At 75.3% G+C, this 26700-nt stretch carries 22 protein-coding genes; 21 read left to right on the top strand and 1 reads right to left on the bottom strand.

Features of this window, described 5'->3' with window-relative positions:
* The first annotated feature begins 296 nt into the window (after positions 1–296).
* The 5 genes from ACZ47G_RS37955 (at position 297) to ACZ47G_RS37935 (ending at position 4480) form a co-directional block, all read left to right on the top strand.
* On the top strand, positions 297–800 hold the full coding sequence (locus tag ACZ47G_RS37955) for an RNA polymerase sigma factor (RefSeq protein ID WP_465750801.1): 504 nt from the start codon (positions 297–299) through the stop codon (positions 798–800).
* Positions 797–1624 carry a zf-HC2 domain-containing protein gene (locus ACZ47G_RS37950; protein ID WP_465750799.1) on the top strand — a complete coding sequence of 276 codons (828 nt, stop codon included), beginning with the start codon at positions 797–799 and terminating at the stop codon, positions 1622–1624. The genes ACZ47G_RS37955 and ACZ47G_RS37950 overlap by 4 nt, the downstream gene beginning before the upstream one ends.
* 92 nt (positions 1625–1716) lie before the next feature.
* Positions 1717–2526, top strand: coding sequence for an ABC transporter ATP-binding protein (locus tag ACZ47G_RS37945; protein ID WP_465750797.1), 810 nt, complete (start codon positions 1717–1719; stop codon positions 2524–2526).
* Entirely contained in the window at positions 2523–3914 is a 1392-nt protein-coding gene (locus ACZ47G_RS37940) for a hypothetical protein (protein ID WP_465750795.1), read from the top strand. Before ACZ47G_RS37945 ends, ACZ47G_RS37940 begins: the two co-directional genes overlap by 4 nt.
* Entirely contained in the window at positions 3911–4480 is a 570-nt protein-coding gene (locus ACZ47G_RS37935) for a hypothetical protein (protein ID WP_465750793.1), read from the top strand. The genes ACZ47G_RS37940 and ACZ47G_RS37935 overlap by 4 nt, the downstream gene beginning before the upstream one ends.
* 604 nt (positions 4481–5084) lie before the next feature.
* Here ACZ47G_RS37935 and ACZ47G_RS37930 read toward each other — a convergent pair.
* On the bottom strand, positions 5085–6527 hold the full coding sequence (locus ACZ47G_RS37930) for a COG1470 family protein (RefSeq protein ID WP_465750791.1): 1443 nt from the start codon (positions 6525–6527) through the stop codon (positions 5085–5087).
* 225 nt (positions 6528–6752) lie between these two features.
* Here ACZ47G_RS37930 and ACZ47G_RS37925 point away from each other — a divergent pair, with 225 nt between their 5' ends.
* The 16 genes from ACZ47G_RS37925 (at position 6753) to ACZ47G_RS37850 (ending at position 26697) form a co-directional block, all read left to right on the top strand.
* Positions 6753–7496, top strand: a complete 744-nt coding sequence (locus ACZ47G_RS37925; RefSeq protein WP_465750789.1) for a helix-turn-helix transcriptional regulator — start codon at positions 6753–6755, stop codon at positions 7494–7496.
* Between the two features lie 245 nt (positions 7497–7741).
* The gene (locus ACZ47G_RS37920; protein WP_465750787.1) at positions 7742–10975 is read left to right on the top strand and encodes a hypothetical protein; all 3234 of its coding nucleotides are present in this window, start codon (positions 7742–7744) and stop codon (positions 10973–10975) included.
* Complete coding sequence (locus tag ACZ47G_RS37915) at positions 10972–11724, top strand: Pvc16 family protein (protein ID WP_465750785.1); 753 nt, start codon at positions 10972–10974, stop codon at positions 11722–11724. The genes ACZ47G_RS37920 and ACZ47G_RS37915 overlap by 4 nt, the downstream gene beginning before the upstream one ends.
* A 2-nt stretch (positions 11725–11726) precedes the next feature.
* Positions 11727–13844: an AAA family ATPase gene (locus tag ACZ47G_RS37910; RefSeq protein WP_465750805.1), complete on the top strand. Its 2118-nt coding sequence runs from the start codon at positions 11727–11729 to the stop codon at positions 13842–13844.
* A 247-nt stretch (positions 13845–14091) separates the two neighbouring features.
* Complete coding sequence (locus ACZ47G_RS37905) at positions 14092–15645, top strand: phage tail sheath family protein (RefSeq protein ID WP_465750783.1); 1554 nt, start codon at positions 14092–14094, stop codon at positions 15643–15645.
* Positions 15646–15690: 45 nt separating this feature from the next.
* Positions 15691–16131, top strand: a complete 441-nt coding sequence (locus tag ACZ47G_RS37900) for a phage tail protein (RefSeq protein WP_030290301.1) — start codon at positions 15691–15693, stop codon at positions 16129–16131.
* On the top strand, positions 16128–16622 hold the full coding sequence (locus ACZ47G_RS37895) for a hypothetical protein (protein ID WP_465750781.1): 495 nt from the start codon (positions 16128–16130) through the stop codon (positions 16620–16622). Before ACZ47G_RS37900 ends, ACZ47G_RS37895 begins: the two co-directional genes overlap by 4 nt.
* Complete coding sequence (locus ACZ47G_RS37890) at positions 16619–16777, top strand: DUF6760 family protein (RefSeq protein WP_188307682.1); 159 nt, start codon at positions 16619–16621, stop codon at positions 16775–16777. Before ACZ47G_RS37895 ends, ACZ47G_RS37890 begins: the two co-directional genes overlap by 4 nt.
* 3227 nt (positions 16778–20004) lie before the next feature.
* Positions 20005–20274 carry a hypothetical protein gene (locus tag ACZ47G_RS37885; RefSeq protein WP_465750779.1) on the top strand — a complete coding sequence of 90 codons (270 nt, stop codon included), beginning with the start codon at positions 20005–20007 and terminating at the stop codon, positions 20272–20274.
* 105 nt (positions 20275–20379) lie between these two features.
* The gene (locus ACZ47G_RS37880; RefSeq protein ID WP_465750777.1) at positions 20380–20805 is read left to right on the top strand and encodes a phage tail protein; all 426 of its coding nucleotides are present in this window, start codon (positions 20380–20382) and stop codon (positions 20803–20805) included.
* Between the two features lie 60 nt (positions 20806–20865).
* The gene (locus tag ACZ47G_RS37875) at positions 20866–21588 is read left to right on the top strand and encodes a CIS tube protein (RefSeq protein WP_465750775.1); all 723 of its coding nucleotides are present in this window, start codon (positions 20866–20868) and stop codon (positions 21586–21588) included.
* Positions 21585–23363: a VgrG-related protein gene (locus ACZ47G_RS37870; RefSeq protein WP_465750773.1), complete on the top strand. Its 1779-nt coding sequence runs from the start codon at positions 21585–21587 to the stop codon at positions 23361–23363. The genes ACZ47G_RS37875 and ACZ47G_RS37870 overlap by 4 nt, the downstream gene beginning before the upstream one ends.
* A 67-nt stretch (positions 23364–23430) precedes the next feature.
* Positions 23431–23742 carry a PAAR domain-containing protein gene (locus ACZ47G_RS37865; protein WP_465750771.1) on the top strand — a complete coding sequence of 104 codons (312 nt, stop codon included), beginning with the start codon at positions 23431–23433 and terminating at the stop codon, positions 23740–23742.
* A complete protein-coding gene (locus tag ACZ47G_RS37860) occupies positions 23739–24176 on the top strand; it encodes a GPW/gp25 family protein (RefSeq protein WP_465750769.1) in 438 nt (145 codons plus the stop codon). Before ACZ47G_RS37865 ends, ACZ47G_RS37860 begins: the two co-directional genes overlap by 4 nt.
* Complete coding sequence (locus ACZ47G_RS37855; protein ID WP_465750767.1) at positions 24176–26137, top strand: putative baseplate assembly protein; 1962 nt, start codon at positions 24176–24178, stop codon at positions 26135–26137. The genes ACZ47G_RS37860 and ACZ47G_RS37855 overlap by 1 nt, the downstream gene beginning before the upstream one ends.
* A complete protein-coding gene (locus ACZ47G_RS37850; RefSeq protein WP_465750765.1) occupies positions 26134–26697 on the top strand; it encodes a phage tail protein I in 564 nt (187 codons plus the stop codon). Before ACZ47G_RS37855 ends, ACZ47G_RS37850 begins: the two co-directional genes overlap by 4 nt.
* The last annotated feature ends 3 nt before the right edge of the window (positions 26698–26700 follow it).

Below are 26700 nucleotides of genomic sequence, written 5' to 3'. Positions count from 1 at the left end.
ACTGCAGGGGGGACCCTGTGGGAGAGTAGGACGCCGCCGAACAATTCTTCAGAAAAGGCCCACCCGGGTTTCCGGGTGGGCCTTTTCGCGTTTCCGGGCGGCACGCTCGGAAGGTTCGCCGCGCACGTGCCGCGCACGTGCCGCGCACGTGCATGCGAACGCCTGGAAGGGGGCCCCGAACTGTGACGCAGGTCACGCCGGATGCAGAACCCGGGCGCTGGATCGGGCGTCTGGCTGGTGTGAGATCACGCAGGAGAGCACTGGACGAGCTTGACGAGGAGCGTCTCCTCCGGCTGGTGGCCAGGGGCGATCGCGGGGCGTTCGACGAGCTGTACCGCCGGACGTCGCCGTGGCTGGCGGTGCGGTTGCGCCGCCGCTGCTCGGACGAGCAGATCGTCGCCGAGGTCATGCAGGAGACCTATCTCGCGGTGTGGCGCGCGGCCGGCGCGTTCGCCGGGAGTGCGGTCGGCGGTTCGGCCGTCGGGTGGCTGTGGACGATCGCGGCGCGCCGGCTGATCGACGCGTTCCGGCGTCGCGCCCACCACGCCGAGCCGCCGGTCGCCGCCGCCGAACGGGCCGTGGTGCCCGCCGCCGAGGAGGAGGCGCTGGCCGGGACGGTCGGCGGGGACGTCGGCGACGCGCTGCGGCGACTGGCGCCGGAACTCCGTGAGGTATTGCAGGCCACGGTGCTCGACGGGCTCTCCGTCCGGGAGACGGCCGTGCTGCTCAGACTGCCCGAAGGCACGGTCAAGACCCGTGCCCGCCGGGCCCGGATCGCGATGCGGGAGGCACTGGCATGAGGGAGGAACACGCGTCGAGGCGGTTGATCGACGACTACGCCCGGGGTGACGCCACGATGGCGGCGGACACGGTGTGGGCCCTGGAGGCCCACCTGGAGACGTGCGCGCCGTGCCGGAGCCTGCTGGCCGCCTCGGTGGCCGCGGAGGCGCCCGACGTCTCCGCGCTGCTCGACACCGTCCGGGCCGGCCTGGAGCCGCAGTTGGACGCGGCCGCCCAGGCGCCCGCGCGGCGGCGCCGGCCGGGCTGGGTGTCGGCCTGGCTGACCCCGGTGATGACGCCGTGGCTGGCGATGACCGCCGCCGTCACCCTGGCGGCACTGCTGCTGGACGCGTTCGCGCCCGCGACGCTGCTCGGCGGCGCCTCGCCGGTGTCGCTGGCGGCGCCCGTGCTGCCGCTGCTCGGTGTCGCCGCGGCCTGGTCGCGCGCGCTGGACCCGGCGCACGAGCTGACGGCCTCGACCGCCCGGGCGGGCCTGCCCCTGCTGCTCCGCCGCACCACGGCGGTGCTCGCCGTGGTGCTGCCCGGGCTGCTGCTGACGGGGTGGCTGACCGGGAGCGTGACGGCCGCTCAGTGGCTGCTGCCCTCGCTGGCCTTCACCTCCACCGCCCTGGCACTGGGCAGCGTGATCGGGGTGACCCGGGCCGCCACCGGGCTGGCGGCCGCCTGGGGCGTCGCCGTGGTGGTGCCCACGGGGGCCACCGGACAGGTCCCGCTCGCCGTGCGGATCGCGCTCCAGCCGGGCGGGCTGCCCGGTTGGGGACTGCTGCTCGCACTGGCCGTCGGCGCCGTGATCGTGCGCCGGAACTCCTACGCGACGCTCTGAAGCCCACCGCTGCGAAGCCCAACGCTGCGAAGCCCAACGCTGCGAAACCCAACGCTGTGAAACGACCATCGACCCTCGAAAGGGACTACCGCATGGCGCCCATGACGAGCGCGGCCGAGACCGCGCCGAAGACCTACGCCTGGGAGATCCGGGCCAGTGACCTGAAAGTGCGGGTCGGCCGGAACAAGATGGCCGTCGACGGACTGGACCTCTCCCTGGGCATCGGCGCCCACGGCCTGCTGGGGCCCAACGGTGCGGGCAAGACCAGCCTGATCCGGGCCCTGGCGACGGTGCTGCGGCCGGCCGGGGGTGAGCTGGAGCTGCTCGGCACCTCCGTCGGAGGGCTGGGCGATCACCGGGCGCTGCGGCGCCGGATCGGCTACCTACCGCAGGACTTCGGCTACTACAAGCGCTTCACGGTGCGCGAGTTCGTGGAGTACATGGCCTGGCTGAAGGAGGTGCCGAAGGCGGACATCCCGGCGGCCGTCCAACGGGCCGTCGAGCGGGTGGGCCTGGCGGACCGGGCCGACCACCGGATGAAGACCCTGTCCGGCGGCATGGTGCGGCGGGCCGGCATCGCCCAGGCGATCGTCAACGACCCCGCGGTGCTGCTGCTGGACGAGCCGACGGCCGGCCTGGACCCGGCGCAGCGGCTGCGCTTCCGCGAGCTGCTGCAGGAACTGGGCCGGGACACCTGTGTGGTGGTCTCCACCCACCTGGTGGAGGACGTCGCGGCGGCCTGCTCGGACGTGGTGCTGTTCGCCGACGGCCGGCTGGTCTTCCAGGGCACCCCGGACGACCTGGCCGCCGCCGGCGGCAGCGAGTACCCGGGCGACAGCCCGCTGGAGCGCGGCTACTCGGCGCTCCTCCACGACTCCGGCCGTCCGGGAGGCAACTGGTGAACGGACGTGTGCTGCGGACCGAGCTGAGGCGCTCCGTCGCCCCGTGGGCCTGTCTGGTCGTCCTGGGCGGCAGCCTGGCGATCCTCTACGCGATCAACGGACTGTGGTGGCGGGGCGCCACGGCATGGACCTCGCAGTGGACGTCGTTGGCGCTGACGACCCGCTCCCTGCTGGCCTACCTGTGGCCGCTCTCGGTGGGCTTCGGGGCGGTCTACGGACTGCGCGACTCCCGCTCGCGGATGGCCGAACTGCTGGCGAGCACGCCGCGGCCGGCCTGGCGCCGGGCGGCGTTGACGGCCGGCGCGCTCTCGCTCGCGCTGGCGTCGGGCTTCGGCCTGCTCGTCCTGTGGGGCGCGGGGCAGGTGGCCCTCGGCGACGCCGACTACCTGCCGGCGGGCTGGCTGCCGATCTCGCTGGTCGCGGCGCTGGCCCTGGTCGCGGGCGCCGTGTTCGGGATGGGCGTCGCGCGGACCGTGCCCTCGGTGCTCGTCCCGCCGATCCTGGTGGTGGGCTCCCTGGTGACGGTCATGTACCTGCGGCAGACCGCCGACGGGGCACTGCCGTCCGGCGCGGCGCCGAACAGGCTCTCCCAGCTGTCGCCGGTGACCGACATGCCGCGCGAGATGCTGCTGACCCTCTCCGGGGCGGTGGACCTGGGGCAGGCGCTGTGGTTCCTCGGGCTGCTCGGCACCGGCTTCGCGCTGGTGGCGGCCTCGACCCGACGGGCCCGGCTGCTCGCGGTGGCGCCCGTACTGGCCGGTGCGGCGCTGGCCCTGACGGTCCTGCCGGCCGATCCGCAGGACACCTACGTCGTCGACCGGGCCGCCGCGGCCCTGGTCTGCGACGGCCCGGTGTGCGTGACCCGGGCGCACCGGGCGCAGCTGCCCGCACTCGCGCCGAGCGGCAAGGAGGCGCTGCGCGTGCTGCACGAGGCGCTGGGCGACCAGGCGCCGGCCGCGCTGCACGAGGAGACCGCGCTGCGCGCGATCGGCGAGGACCGTACGCTCTCCGGCGACGTGGTGCTGATCGACCTCGACGACCCGCTGGCCGCCGGTGCGAGCGGCGCGGACCTGACCCGGCTGCTGGTCGCCCAGGGCCTGGCGCCGAACTGCCGGCCGCGCACCATCTGGGAGGGCGGGGGGCAGAACGCGATCCCGGCGCAGAGCGTCGGCGCGAGCTGGGCCCTCGGCGATCACCAGCTGGTACCGCTCCAGCAGCCGGAGGGCGACCGGTTCTCGCAGCAGGCATGGACGAACGCCCGTACCGCCTGGGAGACGCTGAACGCCCTGCCGGCGGCCGAGCAGCGCTCCCGGATGGCCCAGGTCCGTGCCGCCGCGCTGTCCTGCGGGACTGTGCTGGCGCCGCTGACGGGGGAGGCGTCCCGATGAGGTGGCTGACCCTGTACGCGCGGTCGCGGCAGGCGCCCGCCTCGGCGGCCGTCATCCTGCTGGTCGTGCTGGCGGCGTGGGCCCTGGACGACGGCCGGGGCCCGATGGACCTGGGGACGACCGTCCTGGTCCTCACCATGAGCGTCGCGGCCGGTTCCGTCGGGCTCGGCGGGCAGGACGCGGCGCTGGAGCGGACGGCCGCGATCCGGTGGATGCCCCGCCGGGCGGCGCACGTGCTGGTGATCGGCGCGTTCGCCGGTGCGGCGCTGCTGGCGCTCGGACTGATCGGGGTGGAGACCAGCCCCACCGGGTTCGTCGTCCGGGACGCCGCCGGGCTGGCCGGCCTGGCCGCGCTCGGGGCGGCGCTGGTCGGAGCGCAGCTCGCCTGGATCCTGCCGATCGGCTGGCTCGCGGTCACCGTCCTCAGCCCGACCCCGCCCGGCACCCTGGGGAAGGTGGTGCACTGGATGACCTTCACCCCGACCACGACGGTGTCCTCCGGGACGGCGTGGGCCCTGCTGGTGGCAGGAACCGTGCTGTACGCCCTGGCGGGCCCCCGCCGGTAGCGGGCGGGCCGGGCCCCGGCCGGAAGGAGACGACGAACGACGTGAGCACCGCCCGAGGGCGGTGCTCACGTCGTTCGTCGTTCTGGGCCCCTGCGGGCCCGTGGTCGGTCGTCCGTCGCGGGCCCACCGGTCCGGGGGCGCCGACCCGGTCGGACCGCCGGCGCGGTTCGTGGGAGGGCTCGGTGAGGGGCCCTGCTCCCTTGTGACGATTCGGTGCGTATACGGCTTCAGGGGCGCCACGGACGCCGGGGCGACGCGGATTCAATGTTGTACTGAGGAGGCGTCAGCATCGCGCGGGGGGCAGAACCGACGGTCCGTGGGGGACGGACCGGTTGCCCTCGGAGTGTAGGTCCGGGTTCCCCGGAAGGGCACGTGGCCCGTATTGGTGGGGTTCGAACGGGTTGTCGGTCGGTGTGCGAACCGGGGGTGGTGACCACCACGGGTTTGACATGGTCACGGGGCGTAAGGGGAGATTACGGAAGAGCAAGATCGCGGAGGCGAACGGGGCGATTTCGGCGGAAGGGGCCCATTGACACCGTTGGGGGGTCGGGTGCACCTTTCCGGTCCGGTTGCCCGGGCGGGGAAGCCCGCCCGGGCAACCGGGTCAGTGTCCCTGCCGGATGTCGCTCAGCGTTCCGCTGATGTTGAGGAGTTCGTGGCACGTGGGTGCCTGCTTGCCCGAGGCCGGAGTGCCCGGGGACTCGCAGGTCACGTTGGCCGTCACAGCCTGGTCCGCGGGGACCTGGATGGGAGTCACCCAGTGGTAGTCCTGGTTGCGGAAGGTCTCCAGTGCGATCGTCATGAGCGTCTGCTTGCCGGCCGTGATGGTCACCACGCCCTGGTCGCCCTGGAAGTTGGCGATCACGAGGTCGGTCATGTCGAACACCTTGCCGTGCGGCACCTGGTAACTGCCGGTCGCGGCGCCGCCGTTCGGCGTCTGCACGTCGATCGTGGCGGAGCTCTGCTGGCCGGTGCCCGGCTGGGCCAGGCCTCCTGGACCGGGGGCGTTGCCGCCGGGGCTGGGCTGCCCGGCACCGGGCTTGGTCTGGCCGCCGGGGGTCCCGCCCGCGGGGGCCGGGGTCGCGCCGCCGGGGACGGCCGGGTTCGGGGCCGGGGTGGCGCTCTGCTGGGCGACGGCCTGCTCGGCGGCCTGCTTGGCGGAGCTGCGCACCGCCGGGCGGACCAGGGCGAACCAGGCCAGCAGCAGTGCGATCAGTGCCGCCAGGAGGGCGAGCAGCCACTTGGGGAAGATCGGCAGCTGGAGGAACTCGCCCTCCAGCAGCGGGCGTTGGACGACCTCCGGAGTGACGGCCGACACGCCTGCGGCGTCCCCGCCGCCGGTGCCCGTGCCCTCGGCGCCGCTCTTTCCGTCCTTTCCGCTCTTCCCGTCGTTGCCGGTCTTCCCGTCCTTGCCCGTGGCGTCGGCGCCCTTGGCCGCGGCGGTCTGCTCGGGGCCCACCGTGACCTCGAACGGCCAGGAGGCCTGCTTGCCGAACCAGATCAGCTTGCGGGCCCGCGCCTGGAGCCGCAGCTCACCGGACTCCCCGGGCTGAAGCCGCAGCTTCTCCGGAGTGGCCCGGAACCGCAGGTCCTCACCGGCCTGTCCGGGGGTGAGCACCACCGTGGTGGGGGCGTTGCCCTGGTTGCGCACCGAGGCGCGGTAGCGGCCGCGCAGCCAGCCACGACGGCGGCGGGGTGCGAGCGCGGCCTGCAGCTCCTGGAACGGCGTCACGGTGACCGTGGTCTCCGGGACCGTCACCAGCTCGGGGCGCTCGGTCGGCAGGACCCGGATGCCGAGCGGGAACTCGCCGGCCCGGGCGGCGGGCGAGCGCGGTGGGGCGAGGCGTACCGTCACAGTCTCGGACGTCCCGGGGAAGAGCGAGACCCGGGCCGGTTCGACCGTCGTCCACGCGGCGCAGTCGCCGACCACCTCCAGCGTGTACGCCTCGACGATGTCGAGGTCGTTGCGCACCGTCAGGGTCGTGGTGGCCACGCCACCGGGCGCCACCGTCAGCGCGGGCAGGCCGAGTTCGGCGGATGTGGTCATGGTGCGACGGTAGGTCCGGAGGACCGTCCGCGGAGAGGGCCGTACGGGCAAGCCGTGGGCACACCCCTTGCCCGAGCGGACCGACCGACCCTGCCCGGCGCCGTCGCGGCCCACCGCGCGACCCCGGCCCCCACAGCAACCAGACCCTCGACCGGGCACCCGGCCGGCTCCGCTCCGCGGCGCCCGGCCACCACCGCCGCAGGTCACTGGAAATTGGAGAGTTCGATGACGTCGACCGAGGCATCCCGCGGGGAAGCCCTCACCATCCGGCGCACGCCGACGGCCCAGCTGTCCGGCAGCGTCCGGCCGGCCGGGGCACGCATACCGGTCCAGGGGCGCGGCCGCCCCGCCCAGATACCCGTGGCGGTGTACGCCGAGGACCTCATCCTGCAGACCGGAGTGGTCCAACAACTGCGCCAGCGGCCCGAGGTGGAACTGCTCAGTGAGGCCGACGCGGGCCGGGCCGAGGTCTCCCTGCTGGTGGTGGACGCCCTGACCGAGGCGGTCGTCGACCACCTGCGCCGGCTGCGGCTCGCCACCTCGGGCCGGATCGGCCTGGTGGTCGGCCAGTTCGAGGCCGGGGGGCTGCAGGCGATCGTCGAGCACGGGGTCGCCGCCGTGCTGCGCCGCTCGGAGGCGGACCAGGACCGGCTGGTGCACCTCATCACCGCGCTGGCCAACGGCGAGGGCGTGATGCCCGGCGACCTGCTCGGCGAGCTGCTCGACCGGATCGGGACGCTCCAGCGCACCATGCTGGACGGCAAGGGCCTGACGCTGTCGACCCTGACGGCCCGGGAGGCGGAGATGCTCCGGCTGGTCGCCGAGGGCTTCGACACCAGCGAGATCGCGGCCAAGACCTCCTACTCGGAACGCACCGTCAAGAACGTGCTGCACGAGATCATCACCAGGCTCGGGTTGCGCAACCGGGCGCACGCCGTGGGGTACGCGATGCGGCGCGGGCTGATCTGAGGAGGCCGGCCGGAGGGGGCGGAGCGTCCCCGAGGATCCGGCCGGAGGGGCAGGAGGCAGCGCCGTTCCGGAGCGGACGGCGAGCCACGGCGCGGACGGCCGTCCCCAACGCCCGCGACCGTGGCGGCCTGCCCTTTGCGGACACCGCTCGTTACCCCCGGCTCGGGCGCCCGGGCCCTGTACCCGGGCGCCCGGGCCGGTGAGACTGCGGGGGAGACCGCCCCTGCCACCCTGTGAGGTCGAGCGTGACCGGCGCCCCCGCCCATCCCCGCTCCGTTCGGCGGCCGGCCCGGGCCGCCGTCGCGGTGCTGCTCGCGCTGGCCGTCGCCATGCTGACCCTGGGCTCCGCGCCCGCCGGGCCGGCCGGCCGCACCGCCCCGGCCGCCACCGCCGAGGACCCGGCCGCCGGGCGGGTGATCTACGCCGGCACCGACCACCGCGGCCTCGGCCGGGTGACCGGAGCGGCGTCCAGCACCCCGCTGTTCGGACCCGGCCCGATCCACTTCGACCGGGAGCCGTCGGCCCGCGGCGACGAACTGGTCTTCACCAGCCTGCGGGACGGCCCGCTGCCCCAGGTCTACCTGCGCGACGCGAGCGGTGCGGTGCGCCGGCTCACCAACGGCATGGACACCGCCCACCCCGCGCTCGCCCCGGACGGCAAGGGCGTCGTCTTCGAGGCCCTGGAGCCCACCGCGGCCGGCGGCACCCAGCACGTGCTGTGGGCGGTCAACCGGGACGGCACCGGGCTGCGCCGGATCACCGAAGGCGCCGCCGACGAGACCCACCCGACCGTCTCGCCCGACGGCCGCTGGGTCGCGTACGCCTGCACCGGCGAGCCCGGGCACATTCAGATCTACCTGCGGCCGTTCACTGGCGGCGCACCCGTCAAGGTCACCAACGTGACCAGCGGCGACGCCGTCGACCCGACCTGGAACCCGGTCAACGACGACGCGCACCGCAACCAGATCGTCTACACCTGGGACCAGGGCGACAAGGGCCGGACCCTGATGCTCACCTCGCCGACCGGCGGCGACAAGGCGTTCTTCCCCGGCACCGGCTCCACCTGGCGGTCCGGCTCCGCCTCCTGGCTGGCCGACGGCAGCGGCGTCCTCTTCCTGAGCGCCGACCAGCCCGGCTCCTCCCCGGCGCCCCAGCCCGACCCGAACCAGCCGCCCGTGGTGAACCTCTACCGGGCGCCGACCTGCGACTGCACCGACCCCCAACTGCTCTACCGCACCAACCGGTTGATCGCCACGCCGACCTGGCTCGGCACCCAGGCCCAGGGCGGCCCGGTGGTCGAGCAGACCAGCGCCGCCGCCGCCAACATCGCCGACGTCCAGGACGTCCGCCAGGACGGGACCGACCCGCGCGACCTCGGCATCAGCGTGCTCACCGAGGACCCGGCCGCCGACACCAACACCAACCCCGACCCGGCCGCCGACCCGCTCTTCCACCCCCGCCCCGGCTACGACCCCTGGTACGAGCGCCAGACCTACACGCCCGACGGCCGGCGGATCGTGGTCACCCGCTACGAGGACTCCCCGGCCGGACGGATCCAGCGGATCTGGCAGGCCGACGCCGACGGCTCCGGCCCGCAGCCGATGAACCTCGCCGGCCGCGGCCCGACCGACCGGGACACCGACCCCTCGCTCTCCCCGGACGGCAGGCTCATGGTGTTCAGCCGCAGCACCCCGGGCAGCGACCGGACCCCGGCCCGCCCCGGCCGGATCATGATCGCCGAGGTGGCCACCGGCGCGATCATCGGCACCGTCCAGCCGCCCGCCGACCAGCCGGGCGCCGCCGACGGCGAACCCTTCTGGTCCCCCGACGGCAAGCTGATCGCCTTCTCCCGCACCGCCGCGGTCAACGGCAACACCGGCAACCTGCACGTCTGGACGGTCGCCGCCGACGACCTCACCCGGCAGACCGACCTCAGCCGGACGGCCTGCCCGGGCAACTGCAACGTCATCGACGACAGCCCGGTGTTCTCGCCCGACGGCCGGCGGATCGCCTTCAACCGCAAGGCCGGCGACGGCGGGAACAACCACCGGGACGCCCTGCTGGTCACCACGCCCACCGGCACCGGCTGCACGGTGCTGCTGCCCGCCGGGCACACCGACGACAAGGGCGCCTGCACCCGGCCGCTGCCCGACACCTCCGAAACCGGCCCGTACCAGCCCCGGGACGTCGCCTGGACGCCGGACGGCGCCCGGCTGGTGCTCACCTCGCGCCGCGCCCTGCCGCCCAACTCCCCGGAGGGGCTCGGCACCTACGACTTCGCGACCGGCAAGCTCAGCCCGCTGGACTGGCGACTGCCCGGACGGCAGAAGGAACCGGCCGTCCAGCAGTCCGTCCACCTCTCCCTGAGCGCGCCGCCCCGCACCCCGGCCGTCCAGGTCGACGGCGGCACCGACGTCACCGTCACCGTCACCAACCACGGCCCCGCGCCCTCGCCCGGCACCGTCCTCACCGCCTCGGTGCCGACCGGCGCCCGGCTCGGCAAACTGACCACGCCCGTCGGGACCTGCGACGCCGGCGCGCTGCGCTGCGAACTCGGCACCCTGGCACCGGGAGCCGAGGTGAAGGTGACCGCCACCCTGATCGGCACCCGGACCGGTGACCAGCCCTTCGGCTGGACCGTCACCGGGGCGGTGGTCGACCCGAACCCGGAGAACGACTCCGCCGAGACGGTCCTGCCGGTGCTGGACAAGCCCGCGCCGACGCCCACCCCGACCCCGACGCCCACCGCTTCGCCGACCCCCACCCCGACACCGACCCCGACCCCCGATCCGACCACCCCCGCGCCGCCCCCGCCGCCGGCACCCGCACCGCCGCAGGCCGGCCCCACGGTCACCGTCGGCGCCCAGCCCGCCCCCGGCTACGTCGGCGGCCACGTGACCGTCAGCTACACCGTGCGCAACACCGGACAGGCCCTCGCCACCGGCCTGCGGCTCACCCTCGGCCTGCCCGCCGGGGTGCCCACCGAGCCGCTGCCCCCCGGCTGCCGGGCCGGCAGCTGCGAGCTGGCCGACCTCACCCCCGGCCGCAGCCAGGTGATCCGGGTGGTGCTGTCACCGGTGGCCGCACTGGACACCACCATCACCGCCGAACTGACCACCACCGGCACCGACGCCACCCCCGGACCGCACCGGGCGAGCACCCCGCTGCGGATCCTCCAGCCCCGCATCGTCGCCGTGCCGCCGATCGGCAAGCCCGGCTTCGTGACCTCCGTACGCGGCGTGGACTTCCCGCCCGGCGCACCCGTCCGGTTCACCTGGCAGCCCGGCATCACCGCCGACGCGGCCCCGACCTACCCCAAGGCCGACGGGACCTTCGCGGGCCAGCTGCTGATCCTCCCCAAGGACGAGACCGGCCCGCGCACCATCAAGGCCGACGGCCCCGGGTTCTCCCCGGTGACCACCCCGTTCCTGGTCGTCAAGGGCACCATCGGCCCGCCGGCGGAGGTGGAGCGCCGGTGATCCACGAGGTCGATGAGGCGCTGCGGCTGCTGCTCGGCGAGGCGGGACTGCCGGAGCGCGGGGTCGAGGTGGTGTTCGACGGGCCGACCCGGGACCTCGCGGCCCGGCGCACCGCGCCGACGGTCAGCGTCTTCCTCTACGGCATCCGCGAGGAGACCGGCCGTCGGCAGGCCGGCGCCGTCGCCGAGTACGACGCCGAGGGCGTGGTGGTCGGCCGCCGGCCCGCGCCGCGCTGGTTCGAGCTGGCCTACCTGGTCACCGTCTGGACCAACCGCCCGCAGGACGAACACCGGCTGCTCGCCGAGGTGCTGCAGTGCCTGACCGCCGTCGACGCGCTGCCCGCCCGGCTGCTCACCGGCACGCTCGCCCGGCTCGGCCTGACCGTCGAGATGGACATCGCCGGGCGCGACACCGGCCTGCCGTCGGTGTCCGACGTCTGGTCCGCGCTCGGCGGCGAACTGCGGCCCTCGATCGACCTCAGGGTGCTCGCCCCGCTCGCCGGCGCGCTCGACCCCGCCGGACCGCCCGTCACCGAAGGCCTGGTGGTGCACGCCAGGGACGCCAGCGGCGACACCACCGGGGACGGCAGCACCGGGGACGGCAGCACCGGGGACGATGCGCCGCCCCTCGACGGCCCCGGCCGCCGGCTGCGCTACCGCGGCGCCACCGACCCCGGCGCGGACGGCTTCGCCGCGCCGCGCGACCGCACGCTGCCGCCCGGCCGCCGGACCAGGGGCGGGAAGCGGTGAGCGTGGACCTCGGGACGGTGCTCGACGGCGCACCGCCCGGCCCCGCCCGCGAACCCGACCCCGGCCGCGAACCCGACCACCTGTGGGAGCGGCTGCACCGGGTCGAGCAGCGGGTCCGTACCGCCGTGCGCGAGCGCCGCGCCGACGACCCGGACCCGGACGACCCGTACCGCGGCCAGTACCTCGGCCCGGAGGCGGTGGAACGCATCCTCGCCTCCGCCGCCGCCACCGGCCGCAGCGGTGCGGACGTCCGGGACGAGCCCGCCCCGCCGCCCGGCTCGCGGCTCGCCCGGCTCGGCGCCGCCTTCGGGCTGCTCCCGGTCGACCTCGACCTCCTGATGGTCGCCCTCGCCCCCGAGCTCGACACCCGCTTCGAACAGCTCTACGGCTACCTCAACGACGACCTGACCCGGCGCCGGGCGACCGTCGGCCTGGCCCTCGAACTGTGCGGACTCCCGGGTGCCGGCGTCGGCCGGCTGCGGTTCTCCGGGCGGGCCCCGCTGATCGCCGGCGGCCTGCTGGAGATCGCCGAGCCCGAGCGCCCGCTGCTCTCCCGCACCCTGCGGGTGCCGGACCGGGTGACCGCCCACCTGCTCGGCGACGACGAACCGGACGACGCCCTGGCCGGCCTGGCCCACCGGGCCCTCCCCGGGACGGAGGCCGACGGGGAGACCGTCGAACGGCTGCGCGCGGCCGCGACCGGCGCCGGCCCCGTCCACCTGCTCGACCGCGACGGGCACGCCGGCCCGCTGGCCGTCGCCGCCCTCGCCGCCGACGGCCGTGCGCCGCTGGTCGTGGACGCCGCCGCGCTGGCCGCCCGGCCGTCGCCGGGCCTGGTCCGGGTGCTCGCCCGCGAGGCCCGGCTCGGCGGGGCCGGGGTGGTGCTCGGCCCGCTGGACCGACTGGAACCCGAACGCCCCGAACGGGCGGCCCTGCTGCGCGAGCTGGTCGCCGCACTCGCCGCCGTCCCGCTGATCGTGCACGGCCCCCAGGTGTGGGACCCGGCCTGGACCCGGGACAGCCCCGTGGTCGTCACCGCCCCGCCGCCGGACGACGCCGGCCGCGCCGGGCAGTGGGCCCGCGCGCTGGCCACCACCGGGGCACCGCTCGCCGAGGAGCTGACGGACGGCCTGGCCGAGACGGTGGCCGCCTACCGGGTCGACCGGGAGAAGCTGGAGCGGGCCGCCGCGGTCGCCGCCAGGACGGCCACCGCCGAGCGCCGCCCGGTGCGCGCCGAGGACCTCCGGACCGCCGTCCGGGCGCAGAACGCGGCCGGCCTGGCCCGCCTCGCCCGGCGGATCGAGCCCGCGGTCGGCTGGGACGACCTGGTGCTGCCCGCCCCCACCGCCACCCGGCTGCGCGAACTCGTGCTGCGCGCCCGGCACCGCGACCAGGTGCTCGGGCAGTGGCGGATGCGGCCGGGCGGCGGCCGGGGCAACGGGGTGATCGCCCTGTTCGCCGGCGAGTCGGGCACCGGCAAGACCATGTCGGCCGAGGTGGTCGCCGCCGAACTCGGCATGGAGCTGTACGTGGTGGACCTCTCCACCGTGGTCGACAAGTACATCGGCGAGACCGAGAAGAACCTGGAACGGATCTTCACCGAGGCCGCGCAGGTCAACGGCGTCCTGCTGTTCGACGAGGCGGACGCGCTGTTCGGGAAGCGCTCGCAGGTCAAGGACGCCCACGACCGCCACGCCAACGTGGAGACCGCCTACCTGCTCCAGCGGATGGAGTCCTTCGCGGGCATCGCGCTGCTCACCACCAACCTGCGCGCCAACCTGGACGAGGCGTTCACCCGACGGCTGGACGTCATCGCCGACTTCCCGCTGCCCGACCAGGCGCAGCGCCGCCTGCTGTGGGACCGCTCGCTCGGCCCGCGGCTGCCCCGCGGTGACGACCTCGACCTGGACTTCTGCGCCCGGCACTTCGAGCTGACCGGCGGCTCCATCCGGGCCTGCGCCGTCTCCGCGGCCTACCTGGCCGCCGGGACGGGCACCCCGCTGGGCATGGCCCAGTTGATCGCGGCCGTGGTCGGCGAGTACCGGAAGCTGGGGCGGCTGGTGCTGGAGAGCGAGTTCGGGCCGTGGCTGGGCGTCCTCGGGGACATCGGGCACGGCTGACCGGGCGGCCGGGGGCGGCGCCTGACGGGGCGTGGGGCACCGGCGGCCGGGGGAGTGGGGCCGTGGGGGTGGCAGGACCGGCGGGGACGGCGGGGACGGACCGGCCGTTCGGGGCGCCTGGGAGTAGCCGCCGGGGGCAGCCGGTGCTGCCCCCGGCGCGGGACCTGGGGACATGTCCCCGGACGGTGCCCCGGCCGCAGACTCGGGGGAGAACCAGGCGAATGACCGGTCATCCGAAGGAGCGCGAATGCCGTCGTACCTGACCCCGGGCGTGTACGTGGAGGAGGTCCAGTCCGGTGCCCGGCCGATCGAGGGCGTCGGCACGGCCGTGGCCGCCTTCGTCGGCTTCGCCGGATCCGGACCCTTCCACGAGCCCACACTGGTCACCAACTGGGACCAGTACGTCCAGCGGTTCGGCGGCTTCATCGAGGGCACCTACCTCGCGCACGCGGTCTACGGCTTCTTCGCCAACGGCGGCGGCTCCGCCTACGTCGTGCGGATCGGCGACCCGGCCCGGCAGGCCCCCGGCGGCGCGCCCGCCCCCGCCGCCGTCACCGCGGCCCCGCCGGCCGAGGTCTCGGGCTTCCTGATCTCCGCCCTGCCCGGCGCGGGCGGCGACGTGTCCGTCGAGATCGCCGACGCCGAGGGCGAGAACGTCCCGGACGACCGCTTCCGGCTGCTGGTCCGCCGCGGTGCCGAGGTCGTGGAGAGCTACGACGTCTCCACCCGGAAGAACACCAAGGGCTACGTCGTCACCCAGCTGCGCGAGTCCAAGCTCGTCGCGGTCACCGAACAGCCCGGCACCGCGCCCAGCCGCCCCGAGCGCCGCACCCACGCCCTCGCCGCCGCAGCCGCGCCGGCGACCGGCCCGGTGCCGGCCCCCGCCGCCCGGCTCGACCCCGCCGAGTACGTCGGCGACGCCGCCGCCCGCACCGGCTTCGCGGGCCTGGAGGCGATCGACGAGATCACCATGGTCGCCGTGCCCGACCTGATGAGCGCCTACCAGCGCGGCGACCTCGACGACGAGGGCCTGCGCACCGTCCAGCTCGCGGTGATCTCGCACTGCGAGCAGATGGGCGACCGGATCGCCGTCCTGGACCCGCCGCCCGGCCTCAACGCCCAGCGGATGCGCACCTGGCGACAGGACGAGGCGGGCTACGACTCCCGCTACGCCGCCCTGTACTACCCGTGGGTCAAGGTCTTCGACCCGGCCACCGGCCGCAACGTGCTGGTCCCGCCGAGCGGGCACGCCGCCGGGGTGTGGGCGCGCAGCGACGCCGAGCGCGGCGTCCACAAGGCGCCGGCCAACGAGGTCATCCGCGGCGCCGTCGACCTGGAACTGCGGCTCAGCAAGGGCGAGCAGGACCTGCTGAACCCGATCGGCGTCAACTGCGTCCGGGCGTTCCCCGGCCGCGGCATCCGGATCTGGGGCGCCCGCACCCTCTCCTCCGACCCGGCCTGGCGCTACCTCAACGTGCGCCGGCTCTTCAACTACCTGGAGGAGTCCATCCTCCTGGGGACCCAGTGGGTCGTCTTCGAGCCCAACGACGACCGGCTGTGGTCCAGCATCCGCCGGAACATCACCGCCTTCCTCACCGAGGAGTGGCGGCGCGGGGCGCTGTTCGGCCAGACCGCGGCCGAGGCCTTCTACGTCAAGTGCGACCGCGACAACAACCCGCCGGAGTCCATCGACCTCGGACAGGTGATCTGCGAGATCGGGGTCTCGCCGGTGAAGCCGGCCGAGTTCGTGGTGTTCCGACTGGCCCAGTTCTCCGACAGCACGAGCCTCGTCAACGAGTGATCGTCGTACGGTCGGCCCCCATCGCACGGAAGGTGACAGCACGCCATGGCTGAAGGCGATCCGCTCTCCACACACATATTCGGCGTCCAACTCGGCGGCTACAACGTCGAGTCCGTCAAGGAGATCAGCAACCTGACGGTCGAGCAGGACGTCGTCGAGTACAAGCAGGTGACCCAAGAGGGCAAACTGATCGTCCGCAAGCAGCCCGGCGCCCGGCTCCCCGGCGAGGTGACCATCACCCGCGGCCTGGACAAGAGCGGCGCCTTCACGGACTGGATCAAGGAGACCCTCAACAACGGGGCGATCAACACCGCGCGGCAGAACCTCACCATCGAGGTCAAGGACACCACCGGTGCCACCCTGCGCCGCATCCAGCTCACCAACGCCTGGGCCAGCCGCTGGGAGGGCCCCACGCTCAGCGCCGGCGAATCCAGCGCCGCGACCGAGACCGTGACCATCGTGTTCGAGGAGATCAGCGTCGAGTGAGGCGGAAGATCGGCCTTGACGAACTGCTGGAACGGGCCCCGGCCCCGGCCCCGCAGGGCACCGCGCCGCAGCAGCAGGCCCCAGGACAGCCGGGGCCGGCCGGGCCGCCCCGACGGCAGTCGCCGCACAGCGAGTTCGAGTTCGAGCTGCCGCTCGGCTACGTCGACGACGAGGGCACCGTGCACCGCCACGGCGCCATGCGGCTGGCCACCGCCCGCGATGAACTGATGCCGCAGATCGACCTGCGGGTCAAGGAGAACCCGGCCTACCTCAGCGTGGTGCTGCTCAGCCACGTGATCACCAGGCTGGGCGACCTCACCGACGTGCACGCCGGCATCGTCGAGCGGATGTACGCCACCGACGTCGCCTTCCTCCAGGACCTCTACCAGCGGATCAACAGCGAAGGCCACACGCGCGCCGCGGTGACCTGCCCGCACTGCGACGGCGCCTTCGAGGTCGACCTCGCCGGTGGGCGCCTGGGGGAATCGTGACGTACGCGCCTGCTCGGTTGTACGAGGAGATCGCGTACATCGCCTACCACTTCCACTGGCCGCGCGAGGACCTCCTCGACCTGACCCACCGCGAACGCGGGCAGTGGGTGCGCGAGATCGCGCGGATCAACTCCCGTGTCAGTGAGGGTGGGTGAGCCGGGTGGGGCTGCGGGACTGGATCGCGCGGCGGCGCGGCGGGGCCGAGCCCGGTGCCGGTTCCGGCGCCGTTTCCGGTGCCGCTTCCGGTGCTGTGGAGACCGGTGGCGGGACGGCCGGTGCCGGTGTCGGTGCCGGAGCTTCGGCGCGGCCTCGGCCGACGGCCGGGGACGGGGGCTGGCGCGCGGTGGCGCCGCTGGTCCCCACCCTGGGCGGCGGGGCGGCACACGGGGTCAGCGACGGCCTGGCGTTCCGCTCCCGGCTCGCCTCCTGGCAGAACCCTTCGCTGAGCGGACCGCTCGGCCATGCCGTGCTGCCGACCGCCCCGGTGGGGATCCTGCGGGCGGTGGTTTCGCCCGGTGCTCCGTCCGTCGCGGTCGGGGGCGGGGAGGCACTCGTCCTGCCGGCGGCAGCCGGGGGAGCGGTGCCGGCGGAGCCGGAACAGCTCGAAGGCGGAGGGGAGTCGGGAGGAGCAGGGCAGCGGCGGCAGGCGCGGCCGGTCCAACGGGCCCTCCCGGTACGACGGTTGCCCGTACGGTCGGGGCCGCGTGCGGGGCGTGCCGCGCGTGCGGCCGGAGCCGACCGGCGGGGCGGGTCGGCGGGCGCCGGCTCGGCGACTGGTCCGTCAGCGGACTCGCCGGCTGGTCCGGCGTCCGATTCGGCGTCTGCTTCGGCTGGTACGGCGACGCCTTCTGCCACCGGGACGCCGCGCGTGGCGGGGACCGGCGTCGTGCAGAGGTCAAGTGCGATGAAGCCCGGTGCTGCCGCGACACGCGGCTCGGGGAGCGGCAGTGCGCGGACGTCCCGCGCGGCGACGCCCTCTGCTGCGACGCCGCCGGCGTCGGCGTCCCGTGCGGCGAAGCCCGCTGCTGCCGTGCCGAGCAGCGCCGGGACCGGCCCGGTGCCGACATCCACCGCGCCGGTGTCCACGGCGCCTACCTCCGGCGTGCCGGAAGCCGGTACGCCGAAGTCCGGTGCGCCGAAGTCCGATGCGGTGACGTCCGGTGCGGGCGCCCAGTCGCCACGCCGGAGTGACCCGGCGGGCCCGGCGCCGGTACGTCCGGTGCGGCCGCGTGCCGTCGGTGCGCCGCTGACCGTGGCCCGGCGTCCCCGGCTGCTGTCCGTGCGCCCGGTCCCGGCCGTTGCGGTGCGGGGCGGCGTGGCGCCGGCTCAGTCCGCTGTGGCGGTGGAGAACCCGGTGGACGCCGTGCGGCCGTCCGCGAGCGGCGAGCCCGTGGTGCGTCCGGCTTCTGCGCCGGGTGGTGCGAGTGCGCCCGCCGGCGCGGTCGTCCAGCGTGCGGTTGAGCCGGGTGCTGCGCCACCCGCCACCCGTCCGGTCCTCGGCGCGCCCTTGAGCGCGCTGCCCGCGAGCGCCGCGCCGGTGGCTCCGGCCGGGCCCAGGGCCGGTGAGACCGCCTCGGCGGCGCCGGCCATGCCCGTCGTTCGCGCCGACGCAGGAGTCACCCCTGACACCCGGCAGACCGAGGGCGGGGTGCGCGAGGCGGCTGCCGGGCGGAGTGCTCCGGCGCCGTCCCGCTCCGGGCAGGGGCCCGTCAGCGGCACGCCCGTTCAGCGCGCGGCGTCCTCGCCGGCCCCCTCCTCACTTCCCGCACGGGTGCAGCCCGACCCGGCGCCCGCCCGCACGCGTACCGGACTGGGCGCGCCCCTCGACGCGCTGCCCCCGACGGCGGCAGCGCCCGGCCGTACCGCTCCGCTGCTCGGCGGGCGCCGACCGGTGCGGCGGATCACCGGGCCGATCTCGGAGGGCGGCGCGGGCCGAAGCGTCGGGAGTACGGCGGAGCAGGCCCGTGGAGGGCTGCCCGTACAGCGGACCGCCGAACGCGCGGCGGACTCAACTTCGCTGCCCGTAGCCACAGCTGACGCCCCCTCGGGAACAGGTTCCGGTGTGACGGCTGAGCCAGGCCCCGGCAGGTCGGTGTCTGGGCGCCCGGCGGTCACTGCCGCGTCCCCGCCGCTCGCACCCGTGGCCGGGCCCGGTCTCGGCACTTCGCGTCAGAGTGGAAGCGGGAGCAGCAGCGGGTCGGTGGTTCCGCCGACGGTGCTCGTACGTCCGGCGGGCGGCGGCCTGGGTGTGCGGCGAGCCGTCCAACGCACCGCTCCGAGGCGTGGGTTGATCGGTGAACGCCCGATGACGGTCGCCCTCGGCACCCCGCCGGCGCCCTTCGCGGGCAGCGCCGCCGCCTCGACGGCCCCTCGCGCGGCAGCCGCCCCGCCCGTGGTCCCGGCAGTCTGGCCCAATTCGCTCGCGCGCCCCACGGCCGACGCACCGGCCGCCGGGCCGGCCTCGGCGCCCGCAGCCGGCGGACGGCACGGGGGCGCGGCCGTCCCGCAGCGGGCAGCGGCGCACCGGTCGTCGGCGCCGGGGGAGAGCCGCCCGGTGCCGTCCGGCGCGCCGGGTGCCGTGGCGGCGCCCGGCCGTTCGTCCGGCACGGGAGTCTCGTCCGGCACAGGTGTTTCGTCCGGTACGGGAGTGCTGCGCGGGGTCGTGGCGGCCGTGCAACGCTCGCGCTCCCGGCGTTCGCCGGTGCGCGGGGACGGTCGCACGGCGGACGGGCAGCCGTCCGGGGAGGGGAGCCCGGTGCCGTTCGGGGCCGCCCCGGCCACGGTCGCGCCTGCGGATCCACCGCGTGCCCGTCCGGCCCGGTCGGCTCGCGCCCGCGCGGCGAGGAACGCCCAGAACGCCAACGCGGGGAGCCCCGGCGGGAACACGAGCGCCGGCCGCTCGGAGCCCCGAGGTCTCCCGGTCGCCGGGGTGTTCGCGGGGAGCCCGGGCCACGGCGCCCGCCCTGCCGCACCGTCCGCGCCCGTGGTGCGGCCCGCCACCCCGGTGGCCCGGTCGCTCCAGCGGCTGCCCGCCGTGCCGCGTCCCGGGGGCCCCGGGCGAGCCGCGCCCGTCGTTCCCTCCGCGCCGCCCGAGCCTGCTTGGTCCGCCGGGTCCCCGCTGTCCGCCCCGCCGGTGCCCGTGCCGGGGTCGGCGGCCCGGTCCGTGCCGGTGGTTCGGCCCGCGCCCCCGGCGGCCCGGTCGCTCCAGCGGCTGCCCGCCGGGTCCGGGCCCTCGCCTCAGCCACCGGCGCAGCCCCGGCAACCCCAGCCGCAGTCCTGGTCGCAGCCGCCCGCAGCGGCCTCGCCGGTCACCCCCCGGTCCGGTGCGTCCGCGCCGCGGCCCGCCCAGTCCCCGCCCGGCACCGCCCAGGTGCTGCAACGGGTGGCCGAGCAGGCGGGGCTGGCCGGGATCCCGCTGACCGCCGTCCCGGCACGCAGGCCGACCACGGTGCAGGCGGCCCCGCCGAACGCCTCGCCGTCCAAGGGGGGCGCCCCGGCGCCCCGCGAGACCGCCGAGCACCCCGAGAGCGCCGCGCCCGCCGACCTGGACGAACTGGCCCGGCGTCTGGTCGAGCCGGTCGGCCGGCTGCTGCGCACCGAACTGCGCAGGGGCCGGGAACGCGCCGGGAGGCCGTACGACCTGCGCCGCTGAGCACGACGGCGGACAGCAGGCACCAAGCAGTAGGCACCAGCACCAAGCACCAAGCACCAAGCAGCAACAGCGAGTACCGAGCACCAAGCAGGAGGCGGGGCCCCGATGACCGACAACATCTTCGCGAGCAGCGTGTTCTTCAGCCTGACCATCGGCGGCAACGACCTGGGCGAGTTCACCACCTGTTCGGGGCTCGGCGCCCAGGTCGAGATCGAGCAGTACGCGGAGGGCGGCAACAACGGCTTCGCCTGGCAGCTGCCGGGCCGCATCACCTGGTCGAACATCACGCTGTCCCGCGCGGTCACCGCGGACACCGCCAAGATCGCCCGGTGGCTGAACGAGATCGTCCGGAAGGTCGAGCCGAAGGACGGCGAGATCGTGGCGCTGCGCCCCGACCTGAGCCGGATCGTCGGCTGGCAGGTGCAGGGGATCGTCCCGGTGCGCTGGGAGGGCCCGTCCTTCGACCCGTCGAGCTCGCAGCCGGCGATGGAGTCCCTGGAGATCGCCCACGCGGGCCTGCGCCCGTCCTGAGGAACCGGCCCCGCGCGCCCGCCCGTCCACCCACCGACCCACCACCCAAGGAGCAGCAGGATGTCCTCGGCGGTCCCCGCCAGCGTCACCCGGGCCCAACTGACCATCATGGAGCCCCCGTCCACGGTCGGCGCCCAGCCCGGCGGTGCGATCGCGCGGCTTCCGCTGCAGTTCAACCCGGCGACCCTGGTGCTGCGCAAGACCACCGAGTGGCGGCGTACGCCGTCCCGGATGGCGGGCGAGTCGGCGCTGCCGGAGTTCGTCGGCAGCGGGCCTCGCTCGCTGTCGCTCGACGTGTTCCTGGATTCGACGGCGACGCACGACAACTCGGTGGAGCAGGCGGTGGAGCAGCTGATGAAGGCCTGCGTGCCGACGCCGACCAGCCTGGCGCGCAAGACCCCGGCGAGTCCGTGGATCCGGCTGGACTGGGGCACCCTGAAGACGACCTCGTTCAACGGGGTGCTGACCGGTCTGTCCGTCACCTACACGCTGTTCGACGTGGACGGCAATCCGCTGCGCGCGGTCTGCTCGCTGTCCATCGACGAGGCGAGCGTCGACCCGGCCGGGCAGAACCCGACCTCCGGCTCCCCGGAGGCCCGCAGCACCCACCGGGTGATCGCGGGCGACAGCCTGCCGCTGCTGGCCTGGCGCGCGTACGGGGACGCGACGGCCTGGCGGACCATCGCGGAGGCGAACGACATCGACGATCCGCTGGTGCTGGTGCCCGGCGCGGAGCTGATCGTGCCGGGAATCGACGAACTCACCCGAGGAGGCCGGCCGTGACCACTCCCGAGGCCCGGGGCGGCCGGCCGTTCGCCGCGGATCCCGTCGTCGAGGCGCCGGGGCCGCTACCGCCGGTGTGGGCGGCCCAGTTGGTGTCCTGCGACATCGAGGAGAGCGTGGGGCTGCCGGACACGGCGGTGCTGAGCTTCCGGGACGCGGACCACACCTTCCTGTCCGCGACGGGCATCACCATCGGCACCGAGCTGCGGGTGTCCGTGGTCACCGTGCAGGGGCACACCCAGGTGCGGCTGTTCACCGGGGAGGTGACGGCGCTGGAGCTGGAGGTGGACACCACGGGCTCGTACACGGTGGTGCGCGCCTCGGCGGTGACCCACCGGCTGATGCGCGGGCGCCGGGTGAAGGCCTTCCGGAACATGACGACCGCCGACATCGTCCGCCAGGTCGCCGCGGGCGCGGGCCTGACCTGCGGGCGGGTGGACTCCTTCCCGGTGGTCCACCAGCAGCTGTCCCAGGCGAACGTCCCGGACTGGGAGTTCCTGCAGTTCCTGGCGCAGGAGAGCGGTGCGCAGGTGCGGGTGGACGACGACGGCAAGCTGGAGTTCGTCCGGCCGCAGCCCGCCTCGGCCGCTCCGGCCCCGAGCACGCCCGCGCCGCAGAGCCCGCTGGTGCTGGAGTACGGGCGCAACCTGCTGGAGCTTCGCGGGGTGCTGACCGGCGCGGCCGGTGCGGACACCGTGGAGGCGCGCGGCTGGAACGTCACCACCAAGAGCGCCCTGGTGGCCACCGAGCCCTCGGTGACCTCGCCGACCGTGCTGCCGGGGATGAGCCCCTCGGTGGTGGCCTCGGCCTTCCCCGGCCAGGCCCGGTTCACCGTCGCCGACACCCCGTACCGCACCCAGGCGGAGACCACCGCGGTGGCGCGCTCGCTGGCCGCCTCGGTGGCCGCGGGCTTCGGGGAGCTGGAGGCGGTGGTGGAGGGCAATCCGCGGCTGCGGGCGGGCACCGCCGTCGCGCTGGGGAACGTCGGCGCGGCCTTCTCCGGCCGCTACACCGTCACCGGGGCGCGGCACCTGCTGGAGCCGTTCCGCGGCTACCGCACCACGGTGGTGGTCAGCGCGGCGCCGGACCGCTCGCTGGCCGGGCTGGCGACCGGCGGCAACGCGCCGCCGCGCGGGCCGCGGATGCCCGGCCTGGCCGTCGCGGTGGTCACCGACGTCCGGGAGCCGGGCGGCGCGCAGCGCGGCTGGGTGAAGCTCAAGTTCCCCTGGCTGGACGACACTTACGTCTCCGACTGGGTGCGCACCGTGCAGTGGGGCGGCCACGGCGGCGGCGGAGTGGTGAGCCCGGAGGTCAACGACGAGGTGCTGGTGGGCTTCGAGCAGGGGGACCTGGACAGCCCCTATGTGCTGGGCGGCCTCTACAACGGCGTGGACGGGCCCTCGCCGCACGACGTGCCGCTGGTCGACGCGACCGCCGGCAAGGTCAACCGCCGTTCGGTGGTGTCCCGTTCGGGCCACCGGATGGAACTGCTGGACGTGCCGGGCGGCAGCTCCGGCGTCCGGCTGGCCAGCGGCGACGGCAAGCTGGAGGTCCGGCTGGACCAGCAGAAGGGGGAGATCGTGCTGACCGTGCACGGCGGGGTCGGCGGGGCGGGCAGCACGGTGCGCCTCACCCCCTCCGGCATCACCCTGGACGCGGGCACCGGCGAGGTGAACGTGCGCGGCGGCTCGGTGACCGTCCGCGGCACCACGGCGGTCACCGTGGACGGCGGGGTCGAGGCGGTGCTCAAGGGGGCGTTCGTGCGCATCAACTGACGTGACGTCAGATGACGGAAGGAAGATCACTGCGCTCCGGCAGGAGCCATCGGAATGGAGACCGTACATGCCCCCCGCAGCCCGGACCGGCGACCCCACCGACCACGGCGGCGCCCTCACCACCCCGCCGCCGGGTGCCCTCAAGGTCGCGACGGTGCTGATCGGCGGCCGGCCCGCCGCGGTGACCGGCACCGTGCACGCCTGCGTCCCACACGTGGAGATGGGGCCCGCCAACCTCGTGGAGCCCCAACTCGGCGGGATGACCGGGGGCATGGTGCTGATCGGCGGCCTGCCCGCGGCCCGGATGGGCGACAAGACCACCTGCGGCGCCACCATCATCGCCGGGGCCTTCAACGTACTGATCGGGGGTGCCGTGTGACCAGCAGCTTCATCGGCCGCGGCTGGGCCTTCCCGCTGCGGGTGAACGCCACCGGCGGCATCGGCATGGTCGAGCGGGACCGGGAGATCGCCGAGGCGATCCGGCTGATCCTCGGCACCGCCCCCGGCGAGCGGCCGATGCGCCCGGAGTTCGGCTGCGGCGTCCACGAGTACGTCTTCGCCCCCGGCGACAGCACCACCGCCGGGCGGATCGCCCGCGAGGTGCGGATCGCGCTGGAGCGCTGGGAGCCGCGGATCACCGTGGACGACGTGGTGATCGCCTTCGACCGGGTCGACGAGGGCACCCTCTACATCGACGTCCACTACACCGTGCGGGCCACCAACGACCGCCGCAACCTGGTCTTCCCCTTCTACACCATCCCGGAGACGCCGTCCGCGGAATCCCCGGCCGCCCTGGACGGGAGTGTGCGCTGATGGCCCTGCCCTCCCCGAACCTGGACGACCGCCGCTTCCAGCAACTCGTCGACGAGGCCAAGCGGTACGTCCAGCAGCGCGCCCCGGAGTGGACCGACCACAACGTCTCCGACCCGGGCGTCACCCTCATCGAGACCTTCGCCTACCTGGTGGACCAGCTGCTCTACCGGCTGAACCGGGTGCCGGAGAAGAACTACTCCGCCTTCCTCGACCTGCTGGGCATCCGGCTGTTCCCGCCGGCCGCCGCCCGGGCCGAGGTCGACTTCTGGCTCTCCGCCCCGCAGCCCGAGACGGTGCTGCTGCGGGCCGGCACCGAGGTGTCCACCCTGCGCACCGAGACCGACGAGGCGGTGGTCTTCGCCACCGCCGAGGACCTGCCGATCGTGCCCAGCGCACTGGAGCGGCTGGTGACCGTCTCGGCCGCCGGGGAGCAGTCCGACGTGACCACCCGGCTGGCCGACGGCGCCGACGTGCCGTGCTTCCAGTCGCGCCCGGTGGCCGGCGACGCCATGCTGTTCGCCCTGCCGGCCGTGGTGCCGCGCTGCATCCTGGCCGTCCGGCTGGACAGCCGGGTGGAGGGCGTCGGCGTCGACCCGCGCCAGCCGCCGCTGGCCTGGGAGGTGTGGGACGGCGCGCGCTGGATCGAGTGCGAGACCGGCAGCGACACCACCGGCGGGCTCAACCGGCCCGGCGAGGTGGTGGTGTTCGTGCCGGCCGGGCACACCGCCTCGGTGGTCGCCGGCCGCCGGGCCGGCTGGCTGCGCTGCCGGGTCACCGAGCCGCGGCCGGGCCAGCCGTTCTACTCCGAGTCCCCGACCGTCCGGCGGGCCGAGGTGTTCACCGTCGGCGGCACCGCCACGGCGGCGCACGCCCAGACCGTCACCGATGCGCCGCTGGGCAGCTCGGAGGGCGTCGCGGGCCAGCGGTTCCGGCTCGCCCGGCCGCCGGTGCTGCTCGACGGCGGGCCGCCGGTGGTCGAGGTCTCGGCCGGGGAGGGCTGGCAGCGCTGGACGGTCGTCGAGCACTTCGGCGACTCCGCGCCCGCCGACCGGCACGTGGTGCTGGACGCCACCAACGGCGAGTTCCTGTTCCCGCCCGCCGTCCGGGAGGCGGACGGCAGCCTGCGCGCGTTCGGCGCGGTGCCGCCCAAGGGCGCCCGGCTGCGCGTCCCGCAGTACCGCACCGGCGGCGGGATCGCGGGCAACGTCGCCCGGAACACCGTCACGGTGCTGCGCAGCTCCGTCCCGTACATCGCCCGGGTGGACAACCGCGAGGCGGCCAGGGGCGGGGTCGACGGCGAGACCGTGGACAACGCCAAGGCGCGCGCCCCGCACCAGCTGCGGCTGCAGGAACGCGCCGTCACCGCCGGGGACTTCGAGCTGATCGCCCGGCAGGCCGCGCCCTCCGCCGCCCGGGTCAGCTGCGTACCGGCGGCCGGTGGCGAGGCCGGGGCGGTGCGGGTGCTGGTCGTCCCGGACGCGGTCGCGGACGACGGCGACCGGCTGCGCTTCGAGCAACTCATCCCGGACGAGCAGGTGTTGGCCGCCGTTGCGACCGCCCTGGACGAGCGGCGGCTGATCGGCACCCGGGTGCTCGTCCAGCCGCCCACCTACCAGGGCGTCACGGTGGTCGCCCGGCTCACCACCCGCGCCGCCGACCCGGACCGGGTCCGCGAGGCGGTGCTGCAGGCGCTGTACCGCTACCTCAACCCGCTGCGCGGCGGCGCCGACGGCACGGGTTGGCCGTTCGGCCGGGCGGTGCAGTACGGGGAGGTGTTCGCCGTGCTCCAGCGGGAGGCGGCCGTCGCCGGGGTGGAGGAGCTGCGGCTGTTCCCGGCCGACCCGATCACCGGGCGCCGGGGCGCACCCGCCGAGCGGGTCGACGTCCCGCCGGACGCCCTGGTCTTCTCGCACCAGCACCAGGTCGTGGTCACCGCCCTCGCCGACGGCGGCACGTCATGACCCGCGCCGCCGTACCCGGGCTGCCCAGCCCGCACCCGATCGGCGAGCTGCTGCCCGCCCTCTTCGCCGAGGACGACTTCGCCCAGCGCTTCACGGCCGGCCTGGACACCGTCCTCGCCCCGGTCTTCAGCACCCTGGACAACCTGCCCGCCTACTTCCGGCCCCGCCTGGCGCCGGTCGACTTCCTGGACTGGCTGGCGACCTGGGTCGCGGTGGACATCGACCCGGACTGGCCGGAGGAGGTGCGCCGGGCAGTGGTCGGGCGCGCGGTGGAACTGCACCGGTGGCGCGGCACCCGGCGCGGCCTCGCCGAGCGGCTGCGCCTGGTGCTGGGCGCCGGCTGCGAGATCAGCGACGGCGGCGGCGTCTCCTGGTCCACCACCCCCGGCGAGGCCCCGCCGTCCGCACCGGGCGGCGGGGTGCTGATCCGGGTCTGGCCGCTGGACGGCTCGGCCCTGGACGAGGACCGGCTGCTGTCCGCCGTCCGGGCGGGCTGCCCGGTCCACCTGAACTGCCGGATCGAGATCCTGCCCGGTCCACCCGGGCGAGCGGAGGGCTGACGG

Source organism: Kitasatospora sp. NPDC030952, assembly GCF_055571335.1.
The sequence above is the reverse complement of the archived record's forward strand: the minus strand, read 5'-3'. Positions and strand labels throughout refer to the sequence as shown.